This window comes from Pseudomonas sp. R4-15 (genome assembly GCF_055768815.1).
Map to the genome: position 1 here is coordinate 4,163,212 of NZ_CM147293.1, position 25,283 is coordinate 4,188,494.

Annotated in this window: 20 protein-coding genes and 1 pseudogene; 13 read left to right on the plus strand and 8 right to left on the minus strand. The window is 63.7% G+C overall.

Annotated features, from left to right (window positions below; genetic code table 11):
- Positions 1-31: 31 nt before the first annotated feature.
- A pseudogene (locus ACYRGX_RS20085) lies at positions 32-211 on the plus strand (IS66 family transposase); the annotation flags it as partial.
- 157 nt (positions 212-368) lie between these two features.
- A complete protein-coding gene (locus tag ACYRGX_RS20090) occupies positions 369-1,556 on the plus strand; it encodes a phospholipase D family protein (RefSeq protein WP_473054190.1) in 1,188 nt (395 codons plus the stop codon).
- Positions 1,557-1,572: 16 nt separating this feature from the next.
- On the opposite strand, the gene ACYRGX_RS20095 is transcribed toward ACYRGX_RS20090, so the two are convergent.
- Entirely contained in the window at positions 1,573-3,222 is a 1,650-nt protein-coding gene (locus ACYRGX_RS20095) for an N-6 DNA methylase (RefSeq protein WP_473054191.1), read from the minus strand.
- Complete coding sequence (locus ACYRGX_RS20100; protein ID WP_473054192.1) at positions 3,222-3,530, minus strand: hypothetical protein; 309 nt, start codon at positions 3,528-3,530, stop codon at positions 3,222-3,224. Before ACYRGX_RS20100 ends, ACYRGX_RS20095 begins: the two co-directional genes overlap by 1 nt.
- A gap of 339 nt (positions 3,531-3,869) precedes the next feature.
- Between ACYRGX_RS20100 and ACYRGX_RS20105 the strand changes: the two genes are divergently transcribed.
- Positions 3,870-4,466 carry a LemA family protein gene (locus tag ACYRGX_RS20105; RefSeq protein WP_473054193.1) on the plus strand — a complete coding sequence of 199 codons (597 nt, stop codon included), beginning with the start codon at positions 3,870-3,872 and terminating at the stop codon, positions 4,464-4,466.
- 94 nt (positions 4,467-4,560) lie between these two features.
- The gene (locus ACYRGX_RS20110; RefSeq protein WP_473054194.1) at positions 4,561-6,450 is read left to right on the plus strand and encodes a M48 family metallopeptidase; all 1,890 of its coding nucleotides are present in this window, start codon (positions 4,561-4,563) and stop codon (positions 6,448-6,450) included.
- Positions 6,451-6,534: 84 nt separating this feature from the next.
- Here ACYRGX_RS20110 and ACYRGX_RS20115 read toward each other — a convergent pair whose 3' ends face one another.
- Positions 6,535-7,692 carry an integrase core domain-containing protein gene (locus ACYRGX_RS20115; RefSeq protein ID WP_473054195.1) on the minus strand — a complete coding sequence of 386 codons (1,158 nt, stop codon included), beginning with the start codon at positions 7,690-7,692 and terminating at the stop codon, positions 6,535-6,537.
- A 437-nt stretch (positions 7,693-8,129) separates the two neighbouring features.
- On the minus strand, positions 8,130-9,104 hold the full coding sequence (hemB, locus tag ACYRGX_RS20120; RefSeq protein ID WP_473054196.1) for a porphobilinogen synthase: 975 nt from the start codon (positions 9,102-9,104) through the stop codon (positions 8,130-8,132).
- A 180-nt stretch (positions 9,105-9,284) separates the two neighbouring features.
- Between hemB and ACYRGX_RS20125 the strand changes: the two genes are divergently transcribed.
- The 6 genes from ACYRGX_RS20125 (at position 9,285) to cydX (ending at position 16,620) form a co-directional block, all read left to right on the plus strand.
- Positions 9,285-9,659: a PilZ domain-containing protein gene (locus tag ACYRGX_RS20125; protein ID WP_473054197.1), complete on the plus strand. Its 375-nt coding sequence runs from the start codon at positions 9,285-9,287 to the stop codon at positions 9,657-9,659.
- A gap of 625 nt (positions 9,660-10,284) precedes the next feature.
- A complete protein-coding gene (cydD, locus tag ACYRGX_RS20130) occupies positions 10,285-11,916 on the plus strand; it encodes a thiol reductant ABC exporter subunit CydD (RefSeq protein ID WP_473054198.1) in 1,632 nt (543 codons plus the stop codon).
- Positions 11,913-13,619 (plus strand): amino acid ABC transporter ATP-binding/permease protein, encoded by a 1,707-nt coding sequence (locus ACYRGX_RS20135; RefSeq protein ID WP_473054199.1) that lies wholly within the window; start codon positions 11,913-11,915, stop codon positions 13,617-13,619. Before cydD ends, ACYRGX_RS20135 begins: the two co-directional genes overlap by 4 nt.
- A gap of 36 nt (positions 13,620-13,655) precedes the next feature.
- The gene (locus ACYRGX_RS20140; protein ID WP_473054200.1) at positions 13,656-15,266 is read left to right on the plus strand and encodes a cytochrome ubiquinol oxidase subunit I; all 1,611 of its coding nucleotides are present in this window, start codon (positions 13,656-13,658) and stop codon (positions 15,264-15,266) included.
- Positions 15,267-15,285: 19 nt separating this feature from the next.
- Positions 15,286-16,425 carry a cytochrome d ubiquinol oxidase subunit II gene (gene cydB / locus ACYRGX_RS20145; protein ID WP_473056739.1) on the plus strand — a complete coding sequence of 380 codons (1,140 nt, stop codon included), beginning with the start codon at positions 15,286-15,288 and terminating at the stop codon, positions 16,423-16,425.
- 36 nt (positions 16,426-16,461) lie between these two features.
- A complete protein-coding gene (cydX, locus tag ACYRGX_RS20150; protein WP_473054201.1) occupies positions 16,462-16,620 on the plus strand; it encodes a cytochrome bd-I oxidase subunit CydX in 159 nt (52 codons plus the stop codon).
- A 538-nt stretch (positions 16,621-17,158) separates the two neighbouring features.
- Here the strand turns inward: cydX and radA are convergent.
- Together radA and ACYRGX_RS20160 are read right to left on the minus strand one after the other, a co-directional pair.
- Positions 17,159-18,526: a DNA repair protein RadA gene (gene radA, locus ACYRGX_RS20155; protein ID WP_473054202.1), complete on the minus strand. Its 1,368-nt coding sequence runs from the start codon at positions 18,524-18,526 to the stop codon at positions 17,159-17,161.
- A 78-nt stretch (positions 18,527-18,604) separates the two neighbouring features.
- Positions 18,605-18,880: a YdcH family protein gene (locus ACYRGX_RS20160; RefSeq protein WP_473054203.1), complete on the minus strand. Its 276-nt coding sequence runs from the start codon at positions 18,878-18,880 to the stop codon at positions 18,605-18,607.
- 248 nt (positions 18,881-19,128) lie between these two features.
- On the opposite strand from ACYRGX_RS20160, the gene mscL reads away from it, so the two are divergent.
- On the plus strand, positions 19,129-19,545 hold the full coding sequence (mscL, locus tag ACYRGX_RS20165; RefSeq protein ID WP_473054204.1) for a large-conductance mechanosensitive channel protein MscL: 417 nt from the start codon (positions 19,129-19,131) through the stop codon (positions 19,543-19,545).
- Between the two features lies 1 nt (position 19,546).
- On the opposite strand, the gene ACYRGX_RS20170 is transcribed toward mscL, so the two are convergent.
- Positions 19,547-20,317 carry a ferredoxin--NADP reductase gene (locus ACYRGX_RS20170; protein ID WP_473054205.1) on the minus strand — a complete coding sequence of 257 codons (771 nt, stop codon included), beginning with the start codon at positions 20,315-20,317 and terminating at the stop codon, positions 19,547-19,549.
- A 90-nt stretch (positions 20,318-20,407) separates the two neighbouring features.
- A complete protein-coding gene (locus tag ACYRGX_RS20175; RefSeq protein ID WP_473054206.1) occupies positions 20,408-22,450 on the minus strand; it encodes an LTA synthase family protein in 2,043 nt (680 codons plus the stop codon).
- Positions 22,451-22,604: 154 nt separating this feature from the next.
- On the opposite strand from ACYRGX_RS20175, the gene ACYRGX_RS20180 reads away from it, so the two are divergent.
- Positions 22,605-23,729: a methyltransferase gene (locus ACYRGX_RS20180; RefSeq protein ID WP_473054207.1), complete on the plus strand. Its 1,125-nt coding sequence runs from the start codon at positions 22,605-22,607 to the stop codon at positions 23,727-23,729.
- Positions 23,730-23,783: 54 nt separating this feature from the next.
- Positions 23,784-25,004 carry an MFS transporter gene (locus ACYRGX_RS20185; protein WP_473054208.1) on the plus strand — a complete coding sequence of 407 codons (1,221 nt, stop codon included), beginning with the start codon at positions 23,784-23,786 and terminating at the stop codon, positions 25,002-25,004.
- Positions 25,005-25,283 lie beyond the last annotated feature (279 nt).

The following is a 25,283-nucleotide window of genomic DNA, read 5'->3' on the forward strand; positions in this document are numbered from 1 at the left end:
CCCAATTAATAAATCTATCCCCTCTCGCGTTGAGAACACCATCCGGCCCTTCGTCATCGGTAGCAAGAACTGGCTGTTCAGCGGCACCCGAAAGGCGCCACAGCCAGCGCGCGCAGATCTACAGCCTGATCGAAACCGCCAAAGCCAACGACCAGAAGCCCTGCGCCAAGTGCGGGAACGACTGCCCATTGCGCGCAGTGTCGAGGCCTAAGAAGCGCAGCTGCCGTCGGGCTCGGCGTTCTGAAGAACACCTTCCGGGCGAGAGGGGTTTATGGAGCGCTTACCTTCAGACTTCTGTGAACGCTCCGTGGCCGTTATATTTGCCTCACCGCGCAACCGCGTATGCCAGCGATCACAAGGAAGCAGATGTGCAAATTTCTATAATTGCCCAACCATTTACACAGCTTGGCAACGAAATTACGAACTTACTGGAGTCCAACGTATTTCAAGAGATCAGATTTGTATCGGCCTTTGTGGGCTTGCGTTCAGTTCTCAGATTCAAACAGCATCTAGCTTTTCAGAGCCAAAATTACGCTGAATTAAAATTTGTGATCGGCATCGATCTGGGTGGCACCAGTCAAGACGTATTAAGCGAACTAATACAATGGAATGCTCAAACTTACATAGTCCACAATCCATTCCCTAGATCGACTTTCCACCCTAAATTTTATTATTTCAAGACGCATCACAGAGCTGTGTTGTTTGTTGGCTCAAATAATTGGACAGAAGGTGGGCTTTATACCAATTATGAAGTATGTACACGATATGACTTCGATTTGCCAAATGACAATCAATACCTAGCTGATTTAATGAGGCCACTGCAACCATATTTTGACCCTGCCGGGTCAGACGTTGCACAGCTAACACCAGAGCTAATACAGACGTTAAGTGCCAGAGGCATGGTCGTCAATGAGGCGGAAGCACGTCGACGGAGAAATCAATCCGCAGCTACTTCCAATGAACTTGGTGTGCCGCCAAATCCATTCACCCCCGCCCCAATAGTAATGCCGCCAAATCTGCCATCCTCAATTCTCAATGCCGAACAGCTAATTGCGCCGTTCGCTCAACAGGTGACGCATAAAAACAACCAATTAACATTATCGCCCGTACCTGGCGGAGCTTTGGTTTGGCGGAAAGTTCTTTCCGCTAGTGAGGCTCTCCAAATTTCGAATGAAAGAACAAATCCAGTGGGCGGCATTAGGCTTACCCAGGCACGTTTTGAAGATGCGAGCGGACGGATCGACCAAACGAGGTACTTTCGAAACCTTTTTGCCGATTACTATTGGCAACCCGAAGTGGGCAGGAACAGAAACTCGACGCAAGAATTTGCATATGTCCCCATGCGCGTGATCATCCGGGGAATCGATTATGGAGTGCAAACGTTCGAAGTTAGCCACAAGCCAGATGGTGAAGCCGACCAGAACAACTACACAACAATCATTCGCTGGGGGCGCTATTTTATGGAGCTGATTCCCGGTCTACACCTTGCAGGTGCAACCCTTTCACTTTATGCGACATCCAGTCTGGAAGTAGGCTTCTTGATGGAAATCGCATAAAGTTCAGAGTCGAATGCTATGGGGCTTCCACTACTGGCTCGCTGGAAGCCCTATGCCTTCTGTCACGCAGCATTCGCCACCCATCCAAAATCCTGATTTGGTCATTGGCAGAAACACCCAGTGCACCCAAGATTTTTTCTCCCTGTCGTGCTAGCACGTCATGGGTTGGAAGAAGACGAATATCTTGGTCTAGCGCATTAATATCAATGCACACGTCGGGGGTCGGAATTACTAGTTTATTTATTTCAGATGGAATTAGCTCCAGCACACCACCACCATAATGGCGGCTTTCTAACTCCGCGCTTAGTGCAGTCAGTGGATTTACAAAGCATGAAACCAGATGTTCGGCTGCTATCCCATACGATTTAATACGATAGGCAGTATCGGTTGTATAGGCACGTAGCTTGTTCAGTATCAACCTGGGCGTATTATGCGAGCGCTTTAACATGCCAATTTCAGTGGCATGTACAGATGGCACTGTGAACCATGGAGACCGAATCCGACACTTGTAACGGGTATGCAACTCATCCGATTCACCCTTGGCGATATATGCCCGAGCATTGAAATTCAAGTCGCTATTACCGTCTTTGAACCATATAAAATTTGTGGGTGAACCTTTTTCAGAATTGAATTTATGCTGCTGTTCGTCATAAATAATTCCCGGACAATGTTCGCTCCGGCCAAACATTGGGTGCGCCCATTTATGAAGGCCGTAGGTATCTACAGTTTCGTCAGGAACCAGAAAGAACTTATTTGCACCTGTAACGATGCCGACTTCAACTTTTGCTATATCTCTAAACCTGTGAACGTCGTGATGACCGCATATTTCACTAAACAGCGACCCGGTTTCAGAGTCTAGTAACGCTCTCGTCCACTTGCCTACCACTGTCTCCCCGTTGATAGCCTTGGGACCATCGAAGACTGTGTGGGGGTCAAGTTTTGCGAAGTTTCTCCCTTTAACCGGATAGATACCAAGGCCTTCCGCAACATCATCAGTATGAGCTTTTTTTTCAGCCATTATTATGACGGCACCTTGTAAAGTCCCTTCAAACCACAATTCTTCTGGGTCTACGATTACGATACGTCGGCATTGCTGCCCTAGATATGACCGAAGGGACTGCGCGTGAGTGACGTGAATAATTTCGGCTGGCACAACCATTGCCAAACGGCCACCTGGGCGTAGCATGCTGAAAGTAGCCAAAATAAACGGTACCCACGCGTTAGTATGCTTGGTAAATGGCAAATTTAACGCTTTGAAAATATGTTCAGCATTGTCTTGGAACGGTTCTGGGAGATATTGATAACGAATGAAGGGGGGGTTCCCTAGAACCGCATCAAAGGTTTCAACATTTCGCCCAATGCGTGGCACTGCCCACCCTAAAAAATCTTCATTGTGTACGCGAAAGGACCTCAGTTTCGCCGCACGGCCTCTCTGGGCTGCCTTAGCAGCTTCTACTGGTTCCAACTCAAACGCCGTCAGAGTCGCATCTTGAACGGCCTCAACACTCGAAACCGCTTGGAGAAATACACCATCGCCACAGCTGGGTTCCAAAATTCGAGCGGGCTTAATTTCAGCCACCCAACGTGCCAAAAACAAAGCAAGGTCATATGGTGTGTAGTAACCACCGCGTAGTTTTTGGGCGGTTTCATTTTCTATAAAGTTCATTAACTATGCCCTTGATGGTCATCTGTAGCTAGTGACCCGAGGTTTCGATTCAAACTGGCTGCGTTCTTCGCTTTCAATCCGCGTGACTTACTGGCGTTATAATCAATGCGGTTCAGCACCGCCGAATAATCGACTCCATGCTCAGCTAGCTCAGCGAGTAGTGCCGAAATGATTGCAATGTGCGCAGGGACCTCACCAGTAACAGCGTGATTGGTAATGGAATTGGGATTCTGCTTAAGCAAATGCGCAAATCCCTTTACTGTGATACCAGCCTTCCCAAGCTGCCTTCGGAATTCTTCGTAGGTCATTCCCAACACCTCGCTTATTCACAGTCGAATCATCTCACACATGATTAAGTGTGTTCAATAAACCTATTGGTGTGTAGAGCACATATTTTGATGTGCTTCCGCCAGCATTTTTAGGGATGCGGCCCGCCATACACCGGCATGACCAAGCCAACGACAGGGTCAAATTGAATAGTGGCGCGCTCTTCGACGCTGAGCTTGGAATAAGACATAAGCGAAAAGGGGACAGATTTATTTATTGGGACCACCGTCCGCTTCTGGCCGAAAGCCACCCCGCCCTACTCCCCCAGCCCCCCTTCACGCTACCATCCCCGTCCTCTCACACCGGATAAGGAACGCCCCGTGTCGGTATCCAACATTGTCATTCTGCTGATCCTCGCGGTCGTGGCTTTTGGGCTGATCAGTATCTACAACCGCCTGGTGGCGCTGCGTAATCGCTACCAGAACGCTTTTGCGCAGATCGAGGTGCAGTTGAAGCGCCGTTACGACCTGATCCCCAATCTGGTGGAGACCGCCAAGGCCTACATGAGCCATGAGCGCGAGACGTTGGAGGCGGTAATCGCGGCGCGCAACAACGCGGCGGCTGGGCTCAAGGCGGCCTCTGCGGAGCCGGGCAATGCGCAGCGCATGGCGAGCCTGGGGGCGGCCGAGGGGCAGTTGGGCAGTGCGCTCGGGCGCTTCAACATGACCCTGGAGGCCTACCCGGACCTCAAGGCCTCGCAGAACATCCAGCAGTTGAGCGAGGAGCTGTCGAGCACCGAGAACAAGGTGTCCTTCGCGCGGCAGGCGTTCAACGATGCGGTGACGGCGTACAACACCTACAAGCAGAGCTTTCCGCCCGTGGTGTTCGCCAATTTCTTCGGCCATCGCCAGGACGCGGCGCTGTTGGAATTCGAGGACAGCCCGGCGATCCAGGCGGCGCCGAAAGTCTCGTTCTGACGGCCGTTGGACTCATTGCCAATGCCTGCGGGCCCGCTTCGCCCCTGTCGCGAAGCCGGCTCACTGACGGTGCTTGGCGTCACCGGATGACCCCATGAATTTCTTCGAACATCAGGATCGGGCGCGGCGCTATACCGGCCGCCTGGTGCTGCTGATGACCCTGGCGGTGGCCAGCCTGATCGCGCTGACCACGGGCGTGCTGATCCTCGCCCTGGAATACGGCAACCTGCACATCCGCCCGAGCCGCGAGCTGGTGTTCTACGTGGCAGCGGTGGTGATAGGCGTCGTACTGCTCGGCGGGCTCTACAAGCAGTCGCAGTTGGCCGGCGGCGGCGCGGCGGTGGCCGAGCGGCTGGGCGGTCGGCTGCTCAACCTGGGGGCGAGCAGCTTCGAGGAGCAGCGTCTGCTCAATGTGGTGGAGGAAATGGCCATCGCCTCGGGCATGCCGGTGCCGGCGGTGTACCTGCTGGAAGAGCCCGGCATCAACGCTTTCGCCGCCGGGACCACGCCGGAGAACGCGGTGATCGGCATCACCCGCGGCGCCGTGCAAGCGCTAAATCGCGAAGAATTGCAGGGTGTCATCGCCCATGAGTTCAGCCATATCTTCAACGGCGACATGCGCCTGAACATCCGCCTGGTGGCGGTGCTGCACGGCATCCTTATGATCGGCCTGATCGGCCATACGCTGCTGCGCGGCCTCGGTGACCTGTCCTCGCGGCGCACCAGCCGCTCGTCCAGCAGCAGTAGCAGTGGTGGCGGCGTTGCGCTGGCACTGCTGGTGGGCGCCGCGCTGGTGGTGCTGGGTTATCTCGGCACCCTATTCGGCAATCTGATCAAGGCGGCAGTCAGCCGCCAGCGCGAGTTTCTCGCGGACGCCTCGGCGGTGCAGTTCACCCGCAACCCGAGCGGCATCGCCGGTGCGTTGAAGAAGATCGGCGCCAAGGCCGAGGGCTCGGAGCTACGGACCGCCTACGCCAGCGAGTTCAGCCACCTGTTCTTCGCCAGCGGGATCTACCGCCCGCTCAGCGGCCTGATGAGTACCCATCCTTCGCTGGAGGCGCGCATCCGCCGTATCGAGCCCGGCTGGGACGGCGTGTTCCCCTCCTTCAGCCCGGCTTACTTGATCTCCGGTAGCGACGCAGTCTACCCGCGCATGGCGCAGGCCGCGGCGGCGGTCTACGCGCCCGCTGCGCTCAGTCAGTCGATCGGTGCCATCGGCGATCCCGGTGCGGCGCATTTGCAGGCGGCGCATTACAGGCTCGACAGCCTGCCGCGCGCCCTGAAGCGCGCCGCGCACAGCACCCTCGGCGCCCAGGCGCTGCTCTATGGTCTGTTGCTGCAGCGTGAACCGCAGGTGCTGGCGATGCAGCTCGCGCACCTGCGTTCGGCGGCGGAGCCGGCATTGCTTGGGGTGTTGGGCACGTTGCAGGAGGACCTGCAGAGCCTGGCGCCCGACCTGCGCCTGCCGCTGCTGGACCTGGCACTTCCAGCGCTCAAGCAACTGACGCCTGGAGAGGCCCGCCTGCTCAAGGCCAATCTGCTGCAACTGATCAAGGCGGATGACAAGGTCGAACTGCTGGAGTGGACGCTGCTGCGTATCGTCGAGCGCAATATCGAGCCGCCTCGCCGGCCGCATGGCAAGCGTCATCTACCGGACATGTCCGGCGACGTGGCCCTGTTGCTGTCGGCGCTGGCGCAGGTCGGGCACAGGGACCTGCAGCAGCGCCAGGATGCCTTTGCCGCCGCCTGCGCGCAGTTGCCGTTCGCCCATCTGACGCTGCGCCCGGGCCGGGAAACCCGCAGCCTTGACCTGGCACTCAAGCGACTCGCCGAGCTGCGCCCGCTGGACAAACCCAAGCTGCTGCACGCCATGGCCACTTGCGTGATCCATGACGGGGTGGTCGCCACTGCCGAAGCGGAACTGGTGCGCGCCGTGGCCGATACGCTGGGTTGCCCGATGCCGCTGTTGCTTGGGCAGCGTTAGCCAGGCCGCGGAGGGCTGGTGTTGGCCGGCCCCCTCTCCCTGTGCAACCGGAGCATAGGTAACAAATTAAACCGGCAGCATGGGTTACACCTTTCCCCTCGCATGCCATTGGGATGCGGGCTCCAATCGTGAAGTCTGCAGGTTGATGTAACCCAGCAGGTGAAAGCTATAACGCACCTCCAGGCGTCCATCATCGACTTCACGTAACCCCACACGATGCTGGGCTAGCAGCTCGCTGATGTAAACGAGGCGGCCTTTGCACTTGATCTCACCGTTTTGTCGAACGTTGCGTACCTGCTGGTCCTCGTTGTACTCGACAGGCCTCTGCACTGGCGAATACCGGCGCAGCGAGGCTTGATATAGGCTCGCTGGCGTATATCTGTCCAAGCCTTCATGGCTACGGTGCTCATTGAACTCCTTGCGAAATGCGGCTAATGCTGCCTGTTGAGCGAGCGCCGACGTTCCACGCAGCTGATCACCGATAGCCCGATTGAGTGATCCATGCATGCGCTCATGACGAGCATTTTGCGTCGGCGTGCCCGGCTGGGTGCGATGCACTCGGATGCCTAGTTCAACCCACCACTTCGACAAGCGCGTCAGGCCTCCCGCGCCTCGACTGGCAAAGGGGGAGCCGTTGTCGGTCAAGAGCCCCTCGGGCAAGCCATACTCATGGAAAACCCATTCGAAGATTGGCTTGGCCTGCGCGTAATCAGGGGCCTGCACGGCATGGCAGCCAAGCAGGAAACGGCTGGCGTTGTCCGTCACCGTCAAGGGATAGCACCAGTGCCCGCCCTGCGTAACGTACTGACCTTTGTAGTCCGCGCTCCACAACGCATTGTTGCTGCGGCCTAGCTCGAAGGGCTCGGGCGCCGCTGGATAGGGCCTACGATAGCGCCGCTGTTTGACCAGCCCAGCAGACTTGAGCACCTCACCGGCGGTACTGTCCGCCGGCCAATCGTGGCCAGGCCGCTCGCGGCGCAACAGGTCCATCACCTTCTTGGGACCAAAGCTGGGATGCTCTTTCTTGACGGCTACGATCTGCTCAGCCACCTGCGGATTTACCGCATGCGGGCAGCTGTGAGGGGCTTTAGAGCGCTCCACCAAACCCTCGGCTCCCGCCCGCTGATAGCGCTCGATCCATTTATAGACGGTCTTGCGGCTCAGCCCATAGCCCACGGCAAGCTCACTAATCGAGTACCGGGCGCTTAGCCAGTCGGCAATCAGCTTTACCTTCAAATCCATTACACAAGTCTCTTTCCAGGGCATGGGCAGCACCTCCTGCTCACACCGTAACTTGTGTAACCCATCCTCCCGGTCTCGTTTGTTACCCATGTTGCCGGTTTGGACACCCCCGCCCCCTCTCCCGCGAGGGGCGAGGGGTGCACAGCGGTGCAGTGCCTGGGGACGGAGATGCTGGCGCTTTCGAGCAGTGCAGTTGCGTAAAGCAGCTCTTCGAGCCACTGCACGGTGAAGCCGCTCACGACGAGATCGGCGCGGCACGGGATAGCCCCTCGCCCCTCGTGGGAGAGGGGTTGGGGAGAAAGGGAAACCCGCACGCTTCTACAGCGCTACGCCCCTTCTCGAACAACTGCAGCTGAGCCGCTCACGACCAGGTCGGCTAGCCCCTCGCCCCTCGTGGGAGAGGGGTTGGGGAGAGGGGGCCGCACGCAGCTACGGTGTTACAGGCCCTCTTCGAGCAACTGCGGGGTGAAGTAGCTCATGATCAGGTCGGCGCCGGCGCGGCGGATCGAGCCGAGGGTTTCGCGGATCACCGCTTCTTCGTTGATCACCCCCGCCTGGGCGGCGAAGCGGATCATCGAGTACTCGCCACTGACCTGGTAGGCCGCCAGCGGCAGCAGGCTTTCGCGGCGAATGTCGGCGATCATGTCGAGATAAGCCAGGGCCGGCTTGACCATCAGCATGTCGGCGCCTTCGGCTTCGTCGGCGAGGGACTCGCGCAGCGCTTCGCGGCGGTTCATCGGGTCCATCTGGTAGGTCTTGCGGTCGCCCTTGAGCTCGGTGCCGGCGGCTTCGCGGAACGGGCCGTAGAGCGAGGAGGCCATCTTGGTCGAGTAGCTCATCACCGGGATGTGCTCGAAGCCGTTGGCGTCCAGCGCGGCGCGGATGGCACGGATCTGGCCATCCATGGCGGCGGACGGGGCGATCACGTCGGCACCGGCGGCGGCGGCCACCACGGCCTGCTTGCCGAGGTTCTCGATGGTCGGGTCGTTGAGCACCACGCCGTCTTCGAGGATGCCGCAGTGGCCGTGGCTGGTGTATTCGCAGAAGCAGATGTCGGGGATGGCGATCATCTCCGGGGCCGCGTCCTTGATGATGCGCACCATGCGCGAGACCAGGCCGTCCGGGTTCATCGCATCGGAGCCGCAGGCGTCCTTATGGTGGGAGATGCCGAACGGCATGATGCTGGTCAGGCCGAGCTTGGCCAGGCGCTCGACTTCGCGGGCAAAGGCCTTCTCCGGGATACGAAACTGCCCCGGCATGCCGTTGATCGGCGCCGGCTCGTCGAGGCCTTCCTCGACGAAGATGGGGTACACCAACTGGTCGAGACGCAGTTGGGTTTCGCGCAGCATCCCGCGCAGTTGCGGGGTGCGTCTTAGCCGCCGCAGGCGTGCCTGCGGAAAGGAAGCGGACATGGGATCTCCTGGCACTGGGCGGGCCCTGGCCCGCGAAAATCGGCCATAGTGTGAACCTCTCGGCGTGCCGGTGCCAGCGACGCGGATCAATGCGCGGTATTCGCCGCGTACGCCGGACGGCACGATGAAGTCCCCCGCCGCTGGGCTATAGTGAGGCGAAAACCGTCAGAGGTATCGCCGATGAGCGAAACAGATGCCGACCGCCGCCGCTTCCAGCGAATCCCGTTCGAAGCCGTCGCCGAACTACGCCAGGGCGATCGCCGCTGGCGCGCCCTGGTCCATGACCTTTCCCTGCACGGCTTGCTGGTCGAGCGCCCGGTGGACTGGGATGCCGAGCCCGAACAGCCGTTCCTGGCCCATGTGGAGCTGGGCGGCGGCGTGGCCCTGCACATGGAGATGCAACTGGTCCGTGCGGATCAGGACAGCCTCGCCCTAGCCTGCCAGCACATCGACCTGGATTCGATCAGCCATCTGCGCCGGCTCTTGGAACTCAACAGCGGCGATCCCACCCTGCTCGAGCGCGAGCTGCCGATGCTGGTGAGAATGCAGCCGTAAGCGGGTTGGGGCGGGGAGGGAGTAGCGTGTTTTCTGATGGATGGTGGGCTCCCCCTCTCCCCCGGCCCCTCTCCCGCGAGGGGAATGGCATCGTGCCAGCTAGTTAGGCAGGTGTTCCATTCAAAAGCACCGATAGGCACAGCGCCTCGACAGATCAAATGCTCTCCAATCCTTCGGGCTTCCCCGAAAAGCCCCTCGCCCCTTGCAGGAAAGGGCTATCGGCGCTACCAAACAGCACTGAGACAAACAGCCACACCCCCGACTTGAGAGCCCCATCACATTTCCTGCAACACAGAGACCACGGGGGTTGCAGCGACAATCTGTCTCTGCTCCTGGCCGATGTGCGGCCGTGCGTCGCATTTGAGCAAGTGGGACATCCACACTAGTCTTAATGGCATAGGAATTGCCCAAGAAGACGCCCTCAAGGCGCATACAATTCCTCGACGTCGACCGCGAATGGCTTCCCCCCGCATTGCGCATCGACAGCGTGCTCACGAATCAAGTCGTGCCTTGCCATGAGAGCCGAACGCCGTAATCGTGTCGTGCATTCCCCCTGTCCGCGTGTAACACGGGCCGTCCGAATCACCTCGCTGAAGCCGTCATCTCCTACCGGAGGGCCGAGCCCATGCTAGGTCATCGCCCCTCTCCACTGGGGGCCTCGCTGCAAACCCTCGCTGCGCTGCTGTGGCTGCCGCAGGCCGCCGCCATCGCCTGGTCGGTCCAGGGCCTGCTCGATGGCCGTGGCATGCCGGTGGTCTGGCCGGCGGCGCTGATCGTGTTGGCCGTGGGCGTGCTACGCAGCCTGGCCGATGCCTGGGGCGCACGCCTGCTCTATCGCGATGCCCGTGCACAGATTTCCCATCTGCGCCACGGAGCGCTGCAGAGTCTCGCCAGCCGTTCGCCGCTGGACAGCCAGCGCACGCCCTCCGGCGAGGCGGCAAGCATTCTTGCCGAGCAGGCCGAGGCGCTCCTGCCCTACCTGCTGCGCTACTTGCCGGTGCGCCAGCGAGTGACCCTGGTGCCGCTGGTGATCGCCGTGGTCACCGCCTGGTTTTCCTGGACTGCCGCGCTGGTGCTGCTGTTCGCCGCGCCGCTGATTCCGCTGTTCATGGCGCTGGTCGGCTGGAGCGCCAAGGCCGCGGCGCAGGCGCAATGGGTGGAAATGGGCTCGATGAACGGGTTTCTCCTCGATCGCCTGCGCGGCCTGACCACCCTGCGCGCGCTGGATGCGGTGGAGCAAACCGCCGAGCGCGTGCAGGCGTCGGCGCAGTCGCTGCGCCAGCGCACGATGCGCGTGCTGCGCATCGCCTTCCTCTCTTCGGCGGTGCTGGAGCTGTTCTCCGCCCTCGGCGTGGCACTGGTCGCGGTCTACGTCGGTTTCCACCTGCTCGGCTACCTGAACTTCGGCGCCTGGGGCGCACGCCTGAGCCTCGGCGAAGGGCTGTTCATCCTGCTGCTGGCACCGGCGTTTTTCGAACCACTGCGCGAGCTCTCCGGCGTCTGGCATGACCGCGCCGCCGGGGTGTCGGCCAGCGAGGCGATGGCGCGCCTGAGCGAGCGCGGCGTGCCCCTCCCGGCGCCCGCCCCGGCGCCACAGGACGGCGTCCTGCTGTGCCTGGAGCAGCTCGCCGTGCAGCACGCCGGGCGCGAGCAACCGGCCTTCAGCGGTCTATCGCTGAGCCTGCGCGAGGGCGAACAACTGGCGATCACCGGGCCCAGCGGCTGCGGCAAGTCCACCCTGCTGGCGGCCATCGCCGGGTTGCTGCCGGTGAGCCATGGCGAGATCGCCAGCGCGCTGGGCGCCGGGCAGATCGGCTGGGTCGGCCAGCAGCCGCACATCTTCGCCGGCAGCGTACGGGCCAACGTCGCCCTGGGGCGCCCCTCGGTGGACAAGGCCGCCGTACAGCGGGCGCTGGCCACGGCCCACTTGCAAAGCGTGGAACAGGCCCATGCCGGCCAGCAACTCGGCGAAGGTGGCCTCGGCCTCTCCGGCGGCGAGGCGCTGCGCCTGGCGATTGCACGTATCGCGGCCGACCCGGCGATTCGCCTGATCCTTGCCGACGAACCCACCGCGCACCTGGATCGCCAGACCGCCCGCGAAGTCACCGAGGCGCTGCTGCAACTGAGCCAGGGCCGCACCCTGCTGGTGGCCACCCACGATCCGCTGCTGGCCGCCGCCGTACAGCGTCAGGTGAGCCTGGCGGCGCTGTGCCAGGCCCGCCCCGTCAGCCCGTCGGCCAAGGAGTTGCAGCCGTGAAGCACGCCCGTCTCTCCACCGCTCTGGCCAGCCTGCGTCCGCTGCTGCCGCTGTTCTACCGAGGCCATCGCACCCTGCTGCTCGCCGGCGCATTGCTGGCCTGCCTGACGGTACTCGCCGGGATGGCGCTGCTCGGGCTCTCCGGCTGGTTCCTCAGCGCTACCGCGATTGCCGGTGCCAGCGCGGCCAGCGCATTGGCCTTCGACGTGTTCATGCCTTCCTCGGGCATCCGCCTGTTCACCCTCGTGCGCACCTTCGCCCGCTACGGCGAGCGCCTGCTGACCCACGATGCCACCCTGGCGGTGCTCGCCGACCTGCGCGTACGCCTGTTCCGCAGTTGGGCCGCGCCGCGTGCGGCCGGCGAGCTGGCACGCCGTCCGGCGCGCCTGCTGTTCCGCCTGACCGGCGACATCGACGCGCTGGACTCGCTCTACCTGCGCCTGCTGATTCCCGCCGGTGCCGCACTGGCGGCAACCCTCGCCGCGGCCATTACGCTCGGCCTGGTACACCCGGGGCTGGGCTTGGCGGTATTGCTGGCGATGGGCCTGGGCAGCCTGCTGATTCTACGTCGCACCTGGAGCGGCGCGCTGCGTCCGGCGCGCCTGCGCGCCCATGCGGTGGAAGCGCTGCGCGGACGCACCGCCGACCTGGTCGCCGGGCAGAGCGAACTGCTGCTGGCCGACCGCCTGCAGGCCCAGTGCGCACAGATCGAGCGCATCGACGCACGCCTGGCCGCCTGCGATGACCAGTTGCATCGCCTGGACACCCGCGCGGCCGCCGGCTTCGCCCTGCTCGGCCATGGACTGCTGGCGCTGACGCTGCTGGTCGCCGGCTGGCTGGTCAGCCTCGAAGTGATCGGCGTGCCGGTGGCGGTGCTGCTGGTACTGGTAACCCTGGGCATGACCGAGCCGCTGGCCGCCCTGCGCCGTGGCGCGCTGGAGATGGGCCGCACCACGCTGGCGGCGCAACGCCTGACGCCGCGCCTGCACACGACAGACAACGAACCCGTGATGCCGACGCCCGCCACGGATGCCGTCCTCGCGCTGCGCGGCGTCAGCGCGCGACATGCCGGCGCCAGCCGCGACTGCCTGATCGACATCGACCTGCAACTGCGCCCCGGCGAGCGCGTGGCGCTGGTTGGCGCCAGCGGTGCGGGCAAGTCCTCGTTGATGGCGCTGCTCACTGGCGAGCTGCAGGCCCAGCGCGGCGAGCTCGCCATCGGCCGCCACGGCTGGCTGACCCAGCGCACCGAGCTCTTCCAGGACAGTCTGCGCGACAACTTGCGCTTGGCCCGCGCCAGCGCCAGCGATGCCGAACTGTGGCAGGCGCTGGACACAGCCGGCCTGGGCAAGACCCTACGCGCCTGGCCCGAGGGCCTGGACACCCCCCTGGGCGAAGGTGGCCAAGGCCTTTCCGGCGGTCAGGCCCGGCGCCTGGCGCTGGCCCGCCTGCTGCTGCGCGACGCGCCGCTGTGGCTACTCGACGAACCCACCGACGGCCTGGACGGCGCCACCGCTAGTGATGTGCTGACGCGCCTGGACCGTCATGACACCCCAAACGCCTGGCTGCTGGCCACGCACCTGCGCCGCGAGGCGCAGTTGGCCGACCGCCTGATCCTGATCCGCCAGGGCCGCATCGAGGCCGAGCACTGCCGCGGCAGTCCCGGCTTCGATGCGCTGCTCGACGACCTGCGTAACGACTAACACCTTCACCCCTTCAGTACATCAAAGGAAACAGCCATGGACTTCGACATAGTCAGTCTGTCGCGATTACAGTTCGCGCTGACCGCGCTCTATCACTTTCTCTTCGTCCCCCTGACCCTGGGGCTGTCGATCCTGCTCGCCATCATGGAGACCATCTACGTGATGAGCGGACGGGTGATCTGGCGACAGATGACCAAGTTCTGGGGCACCCTGTTCGGCATCAACTTCGTCATGGGCGTGGCCACCGGCATCGTCATGGAGTTCCAGTTCGGTATGAACTGGAGCTACTACAGCCATTACGTCGGCGACATCTTCGGCGCGCCGCTGGCCATCGAGGGCCTGATGGCGTTCTTCCTCGAAGCGACCTTCGTCGGCCTGTTCTTCTTCGGCTGGGACAAGGTCTCGCGGGTCAAGCACCTGGCGGTGACCTGGCTGATGGCACTGGGCACCAACCTCTCGGCGCTGTGGATCCTCATCGCCAACGGCTGGATGCAGAATCCGGTGGGTTCGGCGTTCAACCCGCAGACCATGCGCATGGAGGTGACCGACTTCTTCGCCGTGCTGACCAACCCGGTGGCCCAGGCGAAGTTCGTCCACACCGTGTCCGCCGGCTACGTCTGCGGCTCGATCTTCGTGCTCGGCATCTCCGCCTGGTACCTGCTCAAGGGACGCCACATCGAGTTGGCCAAGCGCTCGATGGCGATCGCCGCATCCTTCGGCCTGGCCGGTTCGCTGTCGGTGGTGGTGCTCGGTGACGAGAGCGGATACCTCTCCGGCGAACACCAGAAGATGAAGCTCGCCGCCATCGAGGCCATGTGGGAAACCCAGCCGGCACCGGCCTCCTTCACCGCCTTCGGCTTTCCTGACCAGGAAGCCCGCGAGACCCACTACGCGCTGCACATCCCGATCGTCATGGGCTTGATCGGCACCCGCTCGCTGGACACCGAGATCCCCGGCATCAACGACCTGGTGCTCAGTGCCGAGCGGCGCATCCGCCGTGGCATCGAGGCCTACGACGCGCTGGAGCAGATCCGCGCCGAGGGCTCGACCACCAACATCTCGCCGGAACTCAAGGAGCGTTTCGAAAGCAACGGCGAAGACCTCGGCTATGCCCTGCTGCTCAAGCGCTACGTGGATGACCCGCGCCAGGCGACCGACGCGCAGATCAACCAGGCCGCCTGGGACACTGTGCCCGACGTGCCACCGCTGTTCTGGACCTTCCGCGTGATGGTTGCCCTGGGCATGTTCTTCATCGCGCTGACCGCCACCTTCTTCTACCTCTCCACCCGTCACCAGATGGAGCGCTACCGCTGGCTGCTGAAGGTCGCGGTGTACGCCATTCCGCTGCCGTGGATCGCCATCGAGTGCGGCTGGCTGGTCGCCGAATACGGCCGTCAGCCGTGGGTCATCGAGGGCGTGCTACCCACCGCCATGGCAGTTTCGCACCTGGGTGTGAAGACCCTGCTGCTGACCATCGCCGGCTTCGTCGCCATCTACACGGTACTGCTGATCATCGAAATGAAGCTGATGCTCAAGTCGATCAAGCACGGCCCGGAAGATGAACCCGAACAGCGCGCCGGCGCCGGCCTGCCGCCGAACCTGGCTTCGGTCGCTACTCGCCAACCCCTCTATTCGCCTGCGGAGTGATCCCATGATCCTGCATGAACTGCTCGACTACGACACTTTGCGTGTCATCTGGTGGGTGCTACTGGGCGTCCTGCTGATCGGCTTCGCCGTGATGGACGGTTTCGACCTGGGCACTGGCATCCTGCTGCCCTTCATCGCCAAGACCGACCTGGAGCGCCGCGTGGTGATCAACGCCGTCGGCCCCACCTGGGAAGGCAACCAGGTCTGGCTGATCCTTGGCGGTGGCGCCATCTTCGCCGCCTGGCCGCAGCTCTACGCGGTGTCCTTCTCCGGCTTCTACCTGGCGATGTTCGCCATCCTGGTGGCGCTGATCATCCGTCCGGTGGCCTTCAAGTACCGCAGCAAGCGCGAATCCAAGACCTGGCGCAGCGGCTGGGACTGGGCCCTGTTCGTCGGCGGCTTCGTCCCCGCGCTGATCTGCGGCGTAGCCATCGGCAACGTGCTGCAGGGCGTCCCCTTCCGCCTGAGCCCGGAGATGTTCATCTACTACGACGGCAGCTTCTTCGGCCTGCTCAACCCCTTCGCCGTACTCTGCGGTCTGGTGTCGGTGAGCATGCTGGTCGCACATGGTGCCGCCTGGCTGCGGATCAAGACCGAGGGCGCACTGGCAGAACGCGCGCGCACCGTCGGCAGCCTGGCGTTCCTGCTGACCATCGTGCTCTACGCACTGGCCGGCTTCGCCCTGTGGCAGTGGGTGGACGGCTACAGCATCACCTCGCCGATCAACCCGGTCGGCCCGTCCAACCCGCTGTTCAAGACCGCCGAAGTCAGCCAGGGCGCCTGGTTCGTCAACTACGCCGCGCACCCCCTGATGCTCGCCGCACCGGCACTGGGCTTCGCCGGCAGCCTGCTGGCCTGCCTGCTGATGCGCGCGCGCCGCGACAACCTGGCGATGCTCGCCAGCGGCCTGGGCATCTTCGGCATCATCGCCTCGGTGGGCATGTCGATGTTCCCGTTCATCCTGCCCTCGTCGGTCGATCCGCGCTTCAGCCTGACCGTGTGGGATTCCTCGTCCAGCCACATGACGCTGTTCATCATGCTGGTGAGCACGGTGATCTTCCTGCCGCTGATCCTCGCCTACACCAGTTGGGTCTACAAAGTGCTGTGGGGCAAGGTCGACGCCAAGGGCATCGAGGGTGGCAAGGGCCACGCTTACTGATCTTCCGCCAACGACTGAATTAGAGAGGTTTTCACCATGTGGTACTTCGCCTGGTTGCTCGGTCTGCCGCTGGCGGCCGCCTTTGCCGTCCTCAACGGCATGTGGTTCGAGATGACCGAAGACAACGCGGTCCGCCGCGCCCTGATGTCCGACCTGCCCCGCGACGAGACCGCGTCGAACGAAGACGCGAGCTGAAATCGCTGCAGCGCAATACGAGAAGGGGACGCCACGGCGTCCCCTTTTTCATTCCCGGACCGTTTCCACGCAGCCGGCTGGTAACGCCCCCCCTCTCCCCCGTCCCCTCTCCCGCAAGGGGCGAGGGGTGCAAAGCAGAGCGGCGCCTGTGCACGAACACGCCCTCTGCCCGGCCCTCCCGCAAGCGGCGAGGGGGCAAAGCAGCGCGGCGCCTGTCATCGAGGTTGCCGGCCTGCACGAACACGCTCTCTCCCCCGTCCCCTCTCCCGCAAGGGGCGAGATGCAAAGCAGCGCCGTGCCTGTGCACGAACACGCCCTCTGCCCCGGCCCTCCCACGAGCGGCAAGGGGGCAAAGCAGCGCCACGCCTGTCATCGAGGCTGCCGGCCTGCACGAACGCTCCCTCTCCCCTCGTGGGAGAGGGCTGGGGAGAGGGGGTTACCTGGGGCGGGAACGTCCTCCCACCTTGCTGGCTAGCGGACGCGGAGCGTCCGAGGCTGCATTTCCATGCAGAGTTTGGAAACTATCATCCGTCAGGACTCAGTCTTCCTCGAAGAGGACGTCGAGCGCCTGTTCGAGGCGGGTCACGGGGACCACGCGCAGGCCGGCCGGGGCCTCCTTGGGAGCGTTGCCCTTGGGCACGATGGCGCGCTTGAAGCCGTGCTTGGCGGCTTCCTTCAGGCGCTCCTGGCCGGACGGCACCGGGCGAATCTCGCCGGACAGGCCGATCTCGCCGAACACCAGCAGGTCGTGGGGCAGCGGCCGGTTGCGCAGGCTGGAGATGACCGCGGCCATCAGCGCCAGGTCCGAGGCGGTTTCCAGTACCTTGACCCCGCCGACCACGTTGAGGAACACGTCCTGGTCGTAGGTGGGAATCCCGCCATGGCGGTGCAGCACCGCGAGCAGCATCGCCAGGCGGTTCTGGTCCAGGCCCAGGGTGACGCGGCGCGGGTTGGCCAGGTGGCTGGTGTCGACCAGCGCCTGCACCTCCACCAGCATCGGCCGCGAGCCCTCCCAGGTCGCCATCACCACGCTGCCCGGCACCGCCTCCTGGGCGCGGGTGAGGAAGATCGCCGAGGGGTTGGAGACTTCCTTGAGGCCCTTGTCGGTCATGCCGAACACGCCCAGTTCGTTGACCGCGCCGAAGCGATTCTTCACCGCGCGCAAGAGGCGCAGGCGCCCGTCGGATTCGCCCTCGAAATACAGCACGGTGTCGACCATGTGTTCGAGCACGCGCGGGCCGGCCAGCGCCCCTTCCTTGGTGACGTGGCCGACCAGGAAGATTGCCGTGCCGCTCTGCTTGGCGAAGCGCACCAGCAAGGCGGCGCTCTCGCGCACCTGGGCGACGCCGCCGGGGGCGGACTGCAGTTGCTCGGTGAAGATGGTCTGGATAGAGTCCACCACCATCACCCGGGGTTTCTCCCGGCGGGCGGTGTCGATGATCGCCTCGATGCTGGTCTCGGTCATGACCTTGAGCTGGTCCAGCGGCAGCTCCAGGCGCCGCGCACGCATCGCCACCTGCTGCTGGGATTCTTCGCCGGTGACGTACAGCGCCGGCTGGTTACGGGCGATGTTGCACAGCGTCTGCAATAGGATGGTGGACTTGCCGATCCCCGGATCGCCGCCGATCAGCACCACCGAGCCGTCCACAAGGCCGCCGCCAAGCACGCGGTCCAGCTCCTTGGAATCGGTGGGGAAACGCGGCACTTCCTCCACCGAGACTTCGGCGAGGGTCTTCAACTGCGCCTGGGCACCGGCCCAGCCGCCGCGTCCGCTGGACGGCGGTGCGCTTTCCACCATCGTCTCGACCAGGGTATTCCACGCATTGCATTCGGGGCACTGGCCGGCCCATTTGGGGAAGGTGGCGCCGCACTCGGTGCAGCCGTACATGCGCTTGGCCTTGGCCATCGGAAGGATCCCCGGCAAAAGCCGCCAGTTTAAACGACGACGGCCCGCAAGCGGGCCGTCATGCAGAAGCGGGTCAACTCAACCGCGGCAGTTGCCCCCGCAGTTGCAGCATTCGCCACCGGCCTTGTGCAGCAGGCGGTCGATATCCTGGCGCAGACCCAGGCGCTGCATCTTCAGGGCCGACAGCTGGCTGTCTTCGAGGCGTTCCACGCCCAGTTCGATGCGCCCGATGCGCTTGTCCAGATCCTCGTAGTGATCGGCCATGCGCGCGAAGCGCGGATCGTGGCGGCGCAGCCTGACGATGCTGTCCTGGCGGCTGGCTTGCGGTTCGGCAGAGGCATACTCGATATGCATGATGAAGGCTCCGGGGGGATTTGCTTGTGGCGCACCCTAAGGCATGCCCCCCTGGACAATCTTGATGCGGATCAAGACGCCCCGCTCTACCCGCAGCCGCCCCGCGCGCTATGCTGTCGCAGGGAACGCCAAGGCGCTGCGCACAGTCGCAATAGGACTTCCCGGCGCGTCTCGACGACCCATGACCGTCGCGGCACTGTAGCGCTTGGCAGGACGCATCACCCTCAACCAGATCGAAAGGAAACCCCATGAGCTTTTTGCAGGAATTCAAAGCCTTCGCCGTACGGGGCAATGTCGTCGACATGGCCGTCGGCATCATCGTCGGTGCAGCCTTCGGCAAGATCGTGTCGTCCTTCGTCGGCGACGTGGTGATGCCGCCACTGGGCATGCTGATCGGTGGCGTGGACTTCAGCGACCTGGCCATCGTGCTCAAGGAGGCGGTCGGCGACACCCCGGCGGTGACCATTTCCTACGGCAAGTTCATCCAGACGGTGATCGATTTCGTCATCATCGCCTTCGCGGTGTTCGTCGGCGTCCGGGCGATCAACCATCTCAAGCGCAAGGAAGCAGTGCAACCCTCCGCCCCGCCGGCACCGAGCAAGGAAGAAACCCTGCTCAGCGAGATTCGCGACCTGCTCAAGGCGCAGAACGACCGTCAGGGTTGAGTCACCAGTAGGTTTCCACCGCGACCTGCCCCGGCCTGCGACTGAGCGACAGTTGCAGGTCGCGGGCCTTGAGCAGCGCCCGGGTGTCCTCGATCATCTGCGGATTGCCACAGAGCATGATGCGCGAATGCTCGGGCTCCAGCGCCAGTCCCGCCGCGGCCTGCAACTCGCCGCTCTCGATCAGCGTGGTGATGCGCCCGTGCAGCATGCCCGGCAGCGTCTCCCGCGTGACCAGCGGGATGAACTGCAGCTTTTCTCCCGCCCCTTCCAGATAATCACGCTGCGGCAACTCGGCGAGCAGCTCGCGGTAGGCCAGCTCGCGCGCCTCGCGCACGCTGTAGACCAGCTTGATGCGCTCGAAGCGTTGCCACACTTCCAGGTCCTGGAGGATCGACAGGAACGGCGCCACCCCGGTGCCAGTGGCCAGCAGCCAGAGGTCACGGCCGTCGACGAAGCGATCGAGGGTCAGGTAACCGAACGCCTGCTTGTCCACCAGTAGCTCGTCGCCCTCGCGCAGGCGTGACAGCTCGCTGGTGAATTCACCGCCCGGAACCACGATGGAGAAGAACTCCAGGTAGTCGTCGTGGGGCGCCGACACCATCGAGTAGGCGCGCCATACGATGCTGCCGTCGGCCTTGGTCACGCCCAGGCGAGCGAACTGCCCGGCGCGGAAGCGGTAGCCCGGATCACGGCTGCAACGCAGGGTGAACAGGCTGGAGGTCAGCGGGCGGACCTCCAGCAGGGTCTGACGGGTGAACTTGTCTTCGCTCATGCGACACGGCTCGGCAACGGATACCTCGCTAGTGTCGCCCATTCAAGGCTCGGCAAACACCGGCACGGGGCAGGTGTATTGCCGACCGCGTCAGGGTGTGGCGACACGGACGCCGGTGGTGTTCTCCAGCAGGCTGCGGGTGGCCGTCTGCAGGAAGGCGTCCAGCCGCTCGCCCATGCCGTGCAACGCCAGTGGATCTTCGACCTTGCGCGCGTCGGCCTGGCCGCCGAGGTGGTAGTCGTAGAGCATCGGCGCCAACTCCGGGCTCTTCACCAGGATCCGCCCACCCTCGACGATGGCCACGCTCTGACCACCGCCGGACGGTTTGATGATCGCTCGTCCCGGGTCACCTGCCGGCAGGTCGAGCAGGTCGCGGCCCCAGCATTGCTGGCGCGTCTGCCCTCCCAGACGCGCCATGATCGTCGGCACCACGTCGACCTGGCTGCCGACGGTTTCGTCGCGCTCGCCGAAGCGCTGCTGGATACCCGGCGCGATCAGCAGCAGCGGCACGTTGAAGCGGAACAGGTCCATCTCGGTGAGCTGGCGCTCGGCACCGAAGCCATGGTCGCCGAGGACCACGAACAGGGTGTCTCTATACCAGGGCTGCTTGCGCGCCTCGTCGAAGAAACGCCCCAGTGCCCAGTCGGCATAGCGCATCGCCGTGAGGTGCTCGTCGAGCGAGCCGTGGCCGGTCACCGGCTGCACCGGCAGAGGGGACGGCAAGGCATAGGGAGTGTGGTTGGAGAGCGTCTGCAAGAGCGCATAGAACGGCTTTCCTTGGGCCTGCAACTGGTTCAGCTCGGTGACGCCACGGTCGAACATGTCCTGATCGGAAACGCCCCAGGTCGGGTCCATGAACACCGGGTTGACGAAGTCTTCGCGGCCAACGAAATGGCGCATGCCCTGGTTGCTGAAGAACCCGGACTGGTTGTCCCATTGGAAATTGCCGTTGTACACGTAGACGTCATCGTAACCGCGCGCCGAAAGCTGCTGCGGCAAACCGGAGAACTGATGTGAGCCCTCCGGCGTGCGCATCAGGTACTCGAAGCCGGGCAGGTTGGGAAAGCACGCCATGGTGGCGAACATGCCCTGGTGGGTATGCGTGCCATTGGAGAAGAAGCGCGTGAACAGCAGTCCGTCGCGGGACAGGCGGTCGAAGTTCGGGGTGATGCCGGCATCGCTGCCCAGGGCGCCGGTGTAGTGACCGGAGAAACTCTCCATGAGGATCACCACCACGTTGCGCACGCCGAGGGTCTTGTCCTGCGGTGGCGTACTGTCGCGGCGAATCGCCGCCTGATCGGCGTCCACCAGTTGGTCACGCGGACCGACCAGCATCTGGCGAACCTGCTGCAGCGCTTTTTCCGGCGCCAGGGAGCCCTTCCACTGGTTGTCGCGATGGGCGGAGAAGGTATGCCGCGCGGCATCGACCAACGACAGCGTGGCGTTCAGGCCCAGGTGGTTCACGAACATCGAGTCGGTGGTGTAGGCATCGCCCCAGCGCAGCGGTGGGCCCTGGCGCAGGTTGCCGCGCGCAGCGATCACCGAGACCAGCAGACAGAGCGCGAAGACCGCCAGGCTTGCCAGCAGAGGTGGACGTTGCGAGGTCGCTCCCGGCGCCGGGCGGGTGCGCCGGTCCAGGCGAGCCAGCAGCCAACCGAACAGCAGCAGCGTGAGCCCCCAGGCCAGCAGGTAGCGCGCCACCGGGAAGCCGTTCCAGATCATGCTGGCGACGGTATCGGAGTCCTCCTGCAGGTACTGGAATACCAGCGCATTGAGGCGCTGGTGGAATTCCCGGTAGAAATCCAGCTCCAGAATCCCCAGCAATGCGGCGATGGCCGCGCACAGCACCAGCCAGGCGCGCAACGTTCTCCGCAAGGCGAACGACGGTGGCCAGAGCAACGCCAGCAGCAGCGGGATGCAGGCATAGACGGTCAGCCGCAGGTCGAAGCGCAGACCGTTAGCGAAGCCCTCCAGCAACACCGAGAGCGGCGTATCGCCGAGCTGGTCATGGTTGTGCAGGAATAACGCCACGCGCAGCAGCGACAGCATCAGCATGAACAATGCGGCAGCGCCAAGCGTGAAAGCGAGGTGGTGACGCAGGCCAAACGGGGAACGACCGGAGGATCGGGACATCGGAAATCTCGGCAAACCAGCGGGAGGACGACCGCCTGTCAGCGGTGCGCGCGCAAGTTAGCCAAGCAGTCGTTCAGTTCCCGTCATCCCAATGTGAACGAATTGTCAAAGCCATGGGCTAAAATGCGCGCCCATTCGCTTGCCGTCACCGCCCATGCCCCAGCTCGAATCGCCCTTTGCCCAGCTCGACCTGATCCGCCAGCCGGAGCAACGCAACGAACCGCTGCAAGCCTTCGACGCCGCCGACGAGTACCTGCTTGCCGCGCTGCACGAACAGGGCCTGGAACAGGGGACACGGACGCTGGTGCTCAACGACGCCTTCGGTGCGCTGGCCTGCTCGCTGGCCGCGCATACGCAGGTGACCAGCAGCGGCGACTCGCACCTCGCGCACCTGGCGCTGCGGAAGAACTTGGCACGCAATGGCCTGGCAGCGGATGCCGTGCGCTTCGTGCCGGCCAGCGAGACGGCCGAGGGACCGTTCGACGTCGTGCTGATCCGGGTGCCGAAGACCCTGGCGTTGCTGGAGGAACAGCTGATCCGGCTGCACGAACAGTTGGCACCCGGCGCACGGGTGATCGCCGCGGGCATGGTCAAGCATCTGCCGCGCGCGGCGGGCGATCTGCTGGAGAAATACCTGGGCGAGGTCCAGGCGTCGCTGGCGCTGAAGAAGGCACGCCTGCTGCACGTCACGCCGACACAGCGTCCCGCGCCGCACTCGCCCTACCCGACCCGCTACCGCGTCGACAGCCCCGCGCTGGAGCTGCTCAACCACGCCAACCTGTTCTGCCGCGAAGGGCTGGACATCGGCACCCGCGCCTTTCTCCCGCACCTGCCCAAACACACCGATGCACGCCGCGTGGCGGACCTGGGCTGCGGCAACGGCATCCTCGGCATCGCCTACGCGCTAGCCAACCCGGCGGCCGAACTGACCCTGGTCGACGAGTCCTACATGGCCGTGCAGTCCGCCGCGCAGAACTGGCGCGCGGCGTTGGGCGAGCGCGCGGCGAGCATCCGCGCCGATGACGGCCTGGCCGGCCAGGCGGCGGAATCGCTCGATCTGGTGCTGTGCAACCCGCCCTTCCACCAGCAGCAGGCAGTGGGTGACTTCCTCGCCTGGCGGATGTTCCAGCAGGCCCACCGGGCGTTGGTGACCGGCGGCGAGCTGTGGATCGTCGGCAATCGCCACCTGGGTTACCACGCCAAGCTCAGGCGCCTGTTCCGGGGCGTCGAGCAGGTCGCGGCGAATCCCAAGTTCGTGGTACTAAGGGCGCGCAAGTAACATCTGTTTACAGGCGTGTTACGCTGCCGCCCTCTCAGTTCCGCGCCCTCTTAAATGACAACGCCCAAACTGCGCCAGCAGCGCCCCTTCCTTGCGTTCTGGTTCGCCCGTGTCTGCACCGCCAGCGCCTTTCAGATGATCACCGTGGCCTTCGGCTGGCATATCTACGAACTCACCGGCGACGTGCTCGACCTCGGCCTGGTTGGCCTGGTCGAGTTCCTCCCGCGCATTCTCTTCATGCTGCACACCGGCCACGTCGCGGATCGCTACGAGCGCCGCCGGGTCGCCGCCGCCTGCCAGACCCTGCAAGGGCTGACCGCGTTGACGCTGCTGCTGACCAGCTTGAGCGGTGACATCAGCCGCGAGTTGATCTTCGCCATGGCCTTCGTCTTCGGCACCGCACGGGCCTTCGAGATGCCCACCACCCAGGCGCTGCTACCCAACCTGGTGCCCGCCTCGCTGTTCCCTTCGGCAGTGGCAGCCTCGGCCTCGGCGATGCAGGCCGCGACCATCGTCGCGCCGGCCTTGGGCGGCTTGCTGTTCGCCTTCGGTCCGTCATGGGTCTACGGCCCAAGCACCGCGCTATACGCCTGCGCGGTGGCTCTGAGCCTGAGCCTGCCGCGCTTGCCGCGCAGCACCAACAAGGAGAAACCGACGCTCGCCTCACTGCTGGCCGGGCTTCATTTCATCCGCAGCCGCCCGGACATTCTCGGCGCCATCTCCCTGGACCTGTTCGCCGTGCTGCTCGGCGGCACCACCGCGCTGCTACCGGTATTCGCCAAGGACATCCTGCTCACCGGTCCCTGGGGACTGGGCCTGTTGCGCTCGGCGCCGGCGGTAGGCGCGCTGACGATGTCGGTATGGTTGGCGCGCTTCCCCATGGAGCGCAACGTCGGCCGGGTGATGTTCGTCTCGGTCGCCCTGTTCGGCGTAGCCACCATCGTCTTCGGCCTGTCCACCTGGTTCCCGCTGTCCCTGGCGGCGCTGGCATTGCTCGGCGCAGCCGACATGGTGAGCATGGTGATCCGCGGCGCCTTCGTGCAGCTGGAAACGCCCGACGCCATGCGCGGCCGCGTCAGCGCGGTCAATGGACTGTTCATCGGCGCGTCCAACCAGCTGGGCGAATTTCGCTCGGGGCTCACGGCGTCCTGGCTTGGCACCGTGCCAGCGGTGGTCGCCGGCGGCGTGGCCGCGATCCTCGTCACCGCGCTGTGGATGCGCCTGTTCCCGAGCCTCGCACAGCGTGACCGGATGACCGGGGAAGTGCCGCGCTAGGGTCTGTTCCCGTTTCATTCGCGAGCCGCGTTGTCGCCAGAAATGGCCTGCGACTAGGCGCAGACTGAATCCAATGGTTATTCCCTTGGCAAAGCCTGCAACGACAGCGCAGGCCATTTCTGACACAACCCGGAGGGCCGGTGCCTGTTTTGGTGCGATACGGCGTTGCTCGTCTTGAGCTTACCCCGGTAAGCCCTGCGACTCGCGCCTTGTCTCGCGCCAAAACAGGCGCCGGCGCTGCCGCGAATGAAACGGGAACAGACCCTAGGACGCGCGGGA

Bases quoted from the DNA above. Each gene is read 5' to 3' on its own strand.
- ACYRGX_RS20095 (WP_473054191.1), bottom strand. From the start codon at position 3,222: ATGAACTTTATAGAAAATGAAACCGCCCAAAAACTACGCGGTGGTTAC.
- ACYRGX_RS20100 (WP_473054192.1), bottom strand. From the start codon at position 3,530: ATGACCTACGAAGAATTCCGAAGGCAGCTTGGGAAGGCTGGTATCACA.
- ACYRGX_RS20110 (WP_473054194.1), top strand. From the start codon at position 4,561: ATGAATTTCTTCGAACATCAGGATCGGGCGCGGCGCTATACCGGCCGC.
- ACYRGX_RS20115 (WP_473054195.1), bottom strand. From the start codon at position 7,692: ATGGATTTGAAGGTAAAGCTGATTGCCGACTGGCTAAGCGCCCGGTAC.
- hemB (WP_473054196.1), bottom strand. From the start codon at position 9,104: ATGTCCGCTTCCTTTCCGCAGGCACGCCTGCGGCGGCTAAGACGCACC.
- ACYRGX_RS20125 (WP_473054197.1), top strand. From the start codon at position 9,285: ATGAGCGAAACAGATGCCGACCGCCGCCGCTTCCAGCGAATCCCGTTC.
- cydD (WP_473054198.1), top strand. From the start codon at position 10,285: ATGCTAGGTCATCGCCCCTCTCCACTGGGGGCCTCGCTGCAAACCCTC.
- ACYRGX_RS20140 (WP_473054200.1), top strand. From the start codon at position 13,656: ATGGACTTCGACATAGTCAGTCTGTCGCGATTACAGTTCGCGCTGACC.
- cydX (WP_473054201.1), top strand. From the start codon at position 16,462: ATGTGGTACTTCGCCTGGTTGCTCGGTCTGCCGCTGGCGGCCGCCTTT.
- radA (WP_473054202.1), bottom strand. From the start codon at position 18,526: ATGGCCAAGGCCAAGCGCATGTACGGCTGCACCGAGTGCGGCGCCACC.
- ACYRGX_RS20160 (WP_473054203.1), bottom strand. From the start codon at position 18,880: ATGCATATCGAGTATGCCTCTGCCGAACCGCAAGCCAGCCGCCAGGAC.
- mscL (WP_473054204.1), top strand. From the start codon at position 19,129: ATGAGCTTTTTGCAGGAATTCAAAGCCTTCGCCGTACGGGGCAATGTC.
- ACYRGX_RS20170 (WP_473054205.1), bottom strand. From the start codon at position 20,317: ATGAGCGAAGACAAGTTCACCCGTCAGACCCTGCTGGAGGTCCGCCCG.
- ACYRGX_RS20175 (WP_473054206.1), bottom strand. From the start codon at position 22,450: ATGTCCCGATCCTCCGGTCGTTCCCCGTTTGGCCTGCGTCACCACCTC.
- ACYRGX_RS20180 (WP_473054207.1), top strand. From the start codon at position 22,605: ATGCCCCAGCTCGAATCGCCCTTTGCCCAGCTCGACCTGATCCGCCAG.
- ACYRGX_RS20185 (WP_473054208.1), top strand. From the start codon at position 23,784: ATGACAACGCCCAAACTGCGCCAGCAGCGCCCCTTCCTTGCGTTCTGG.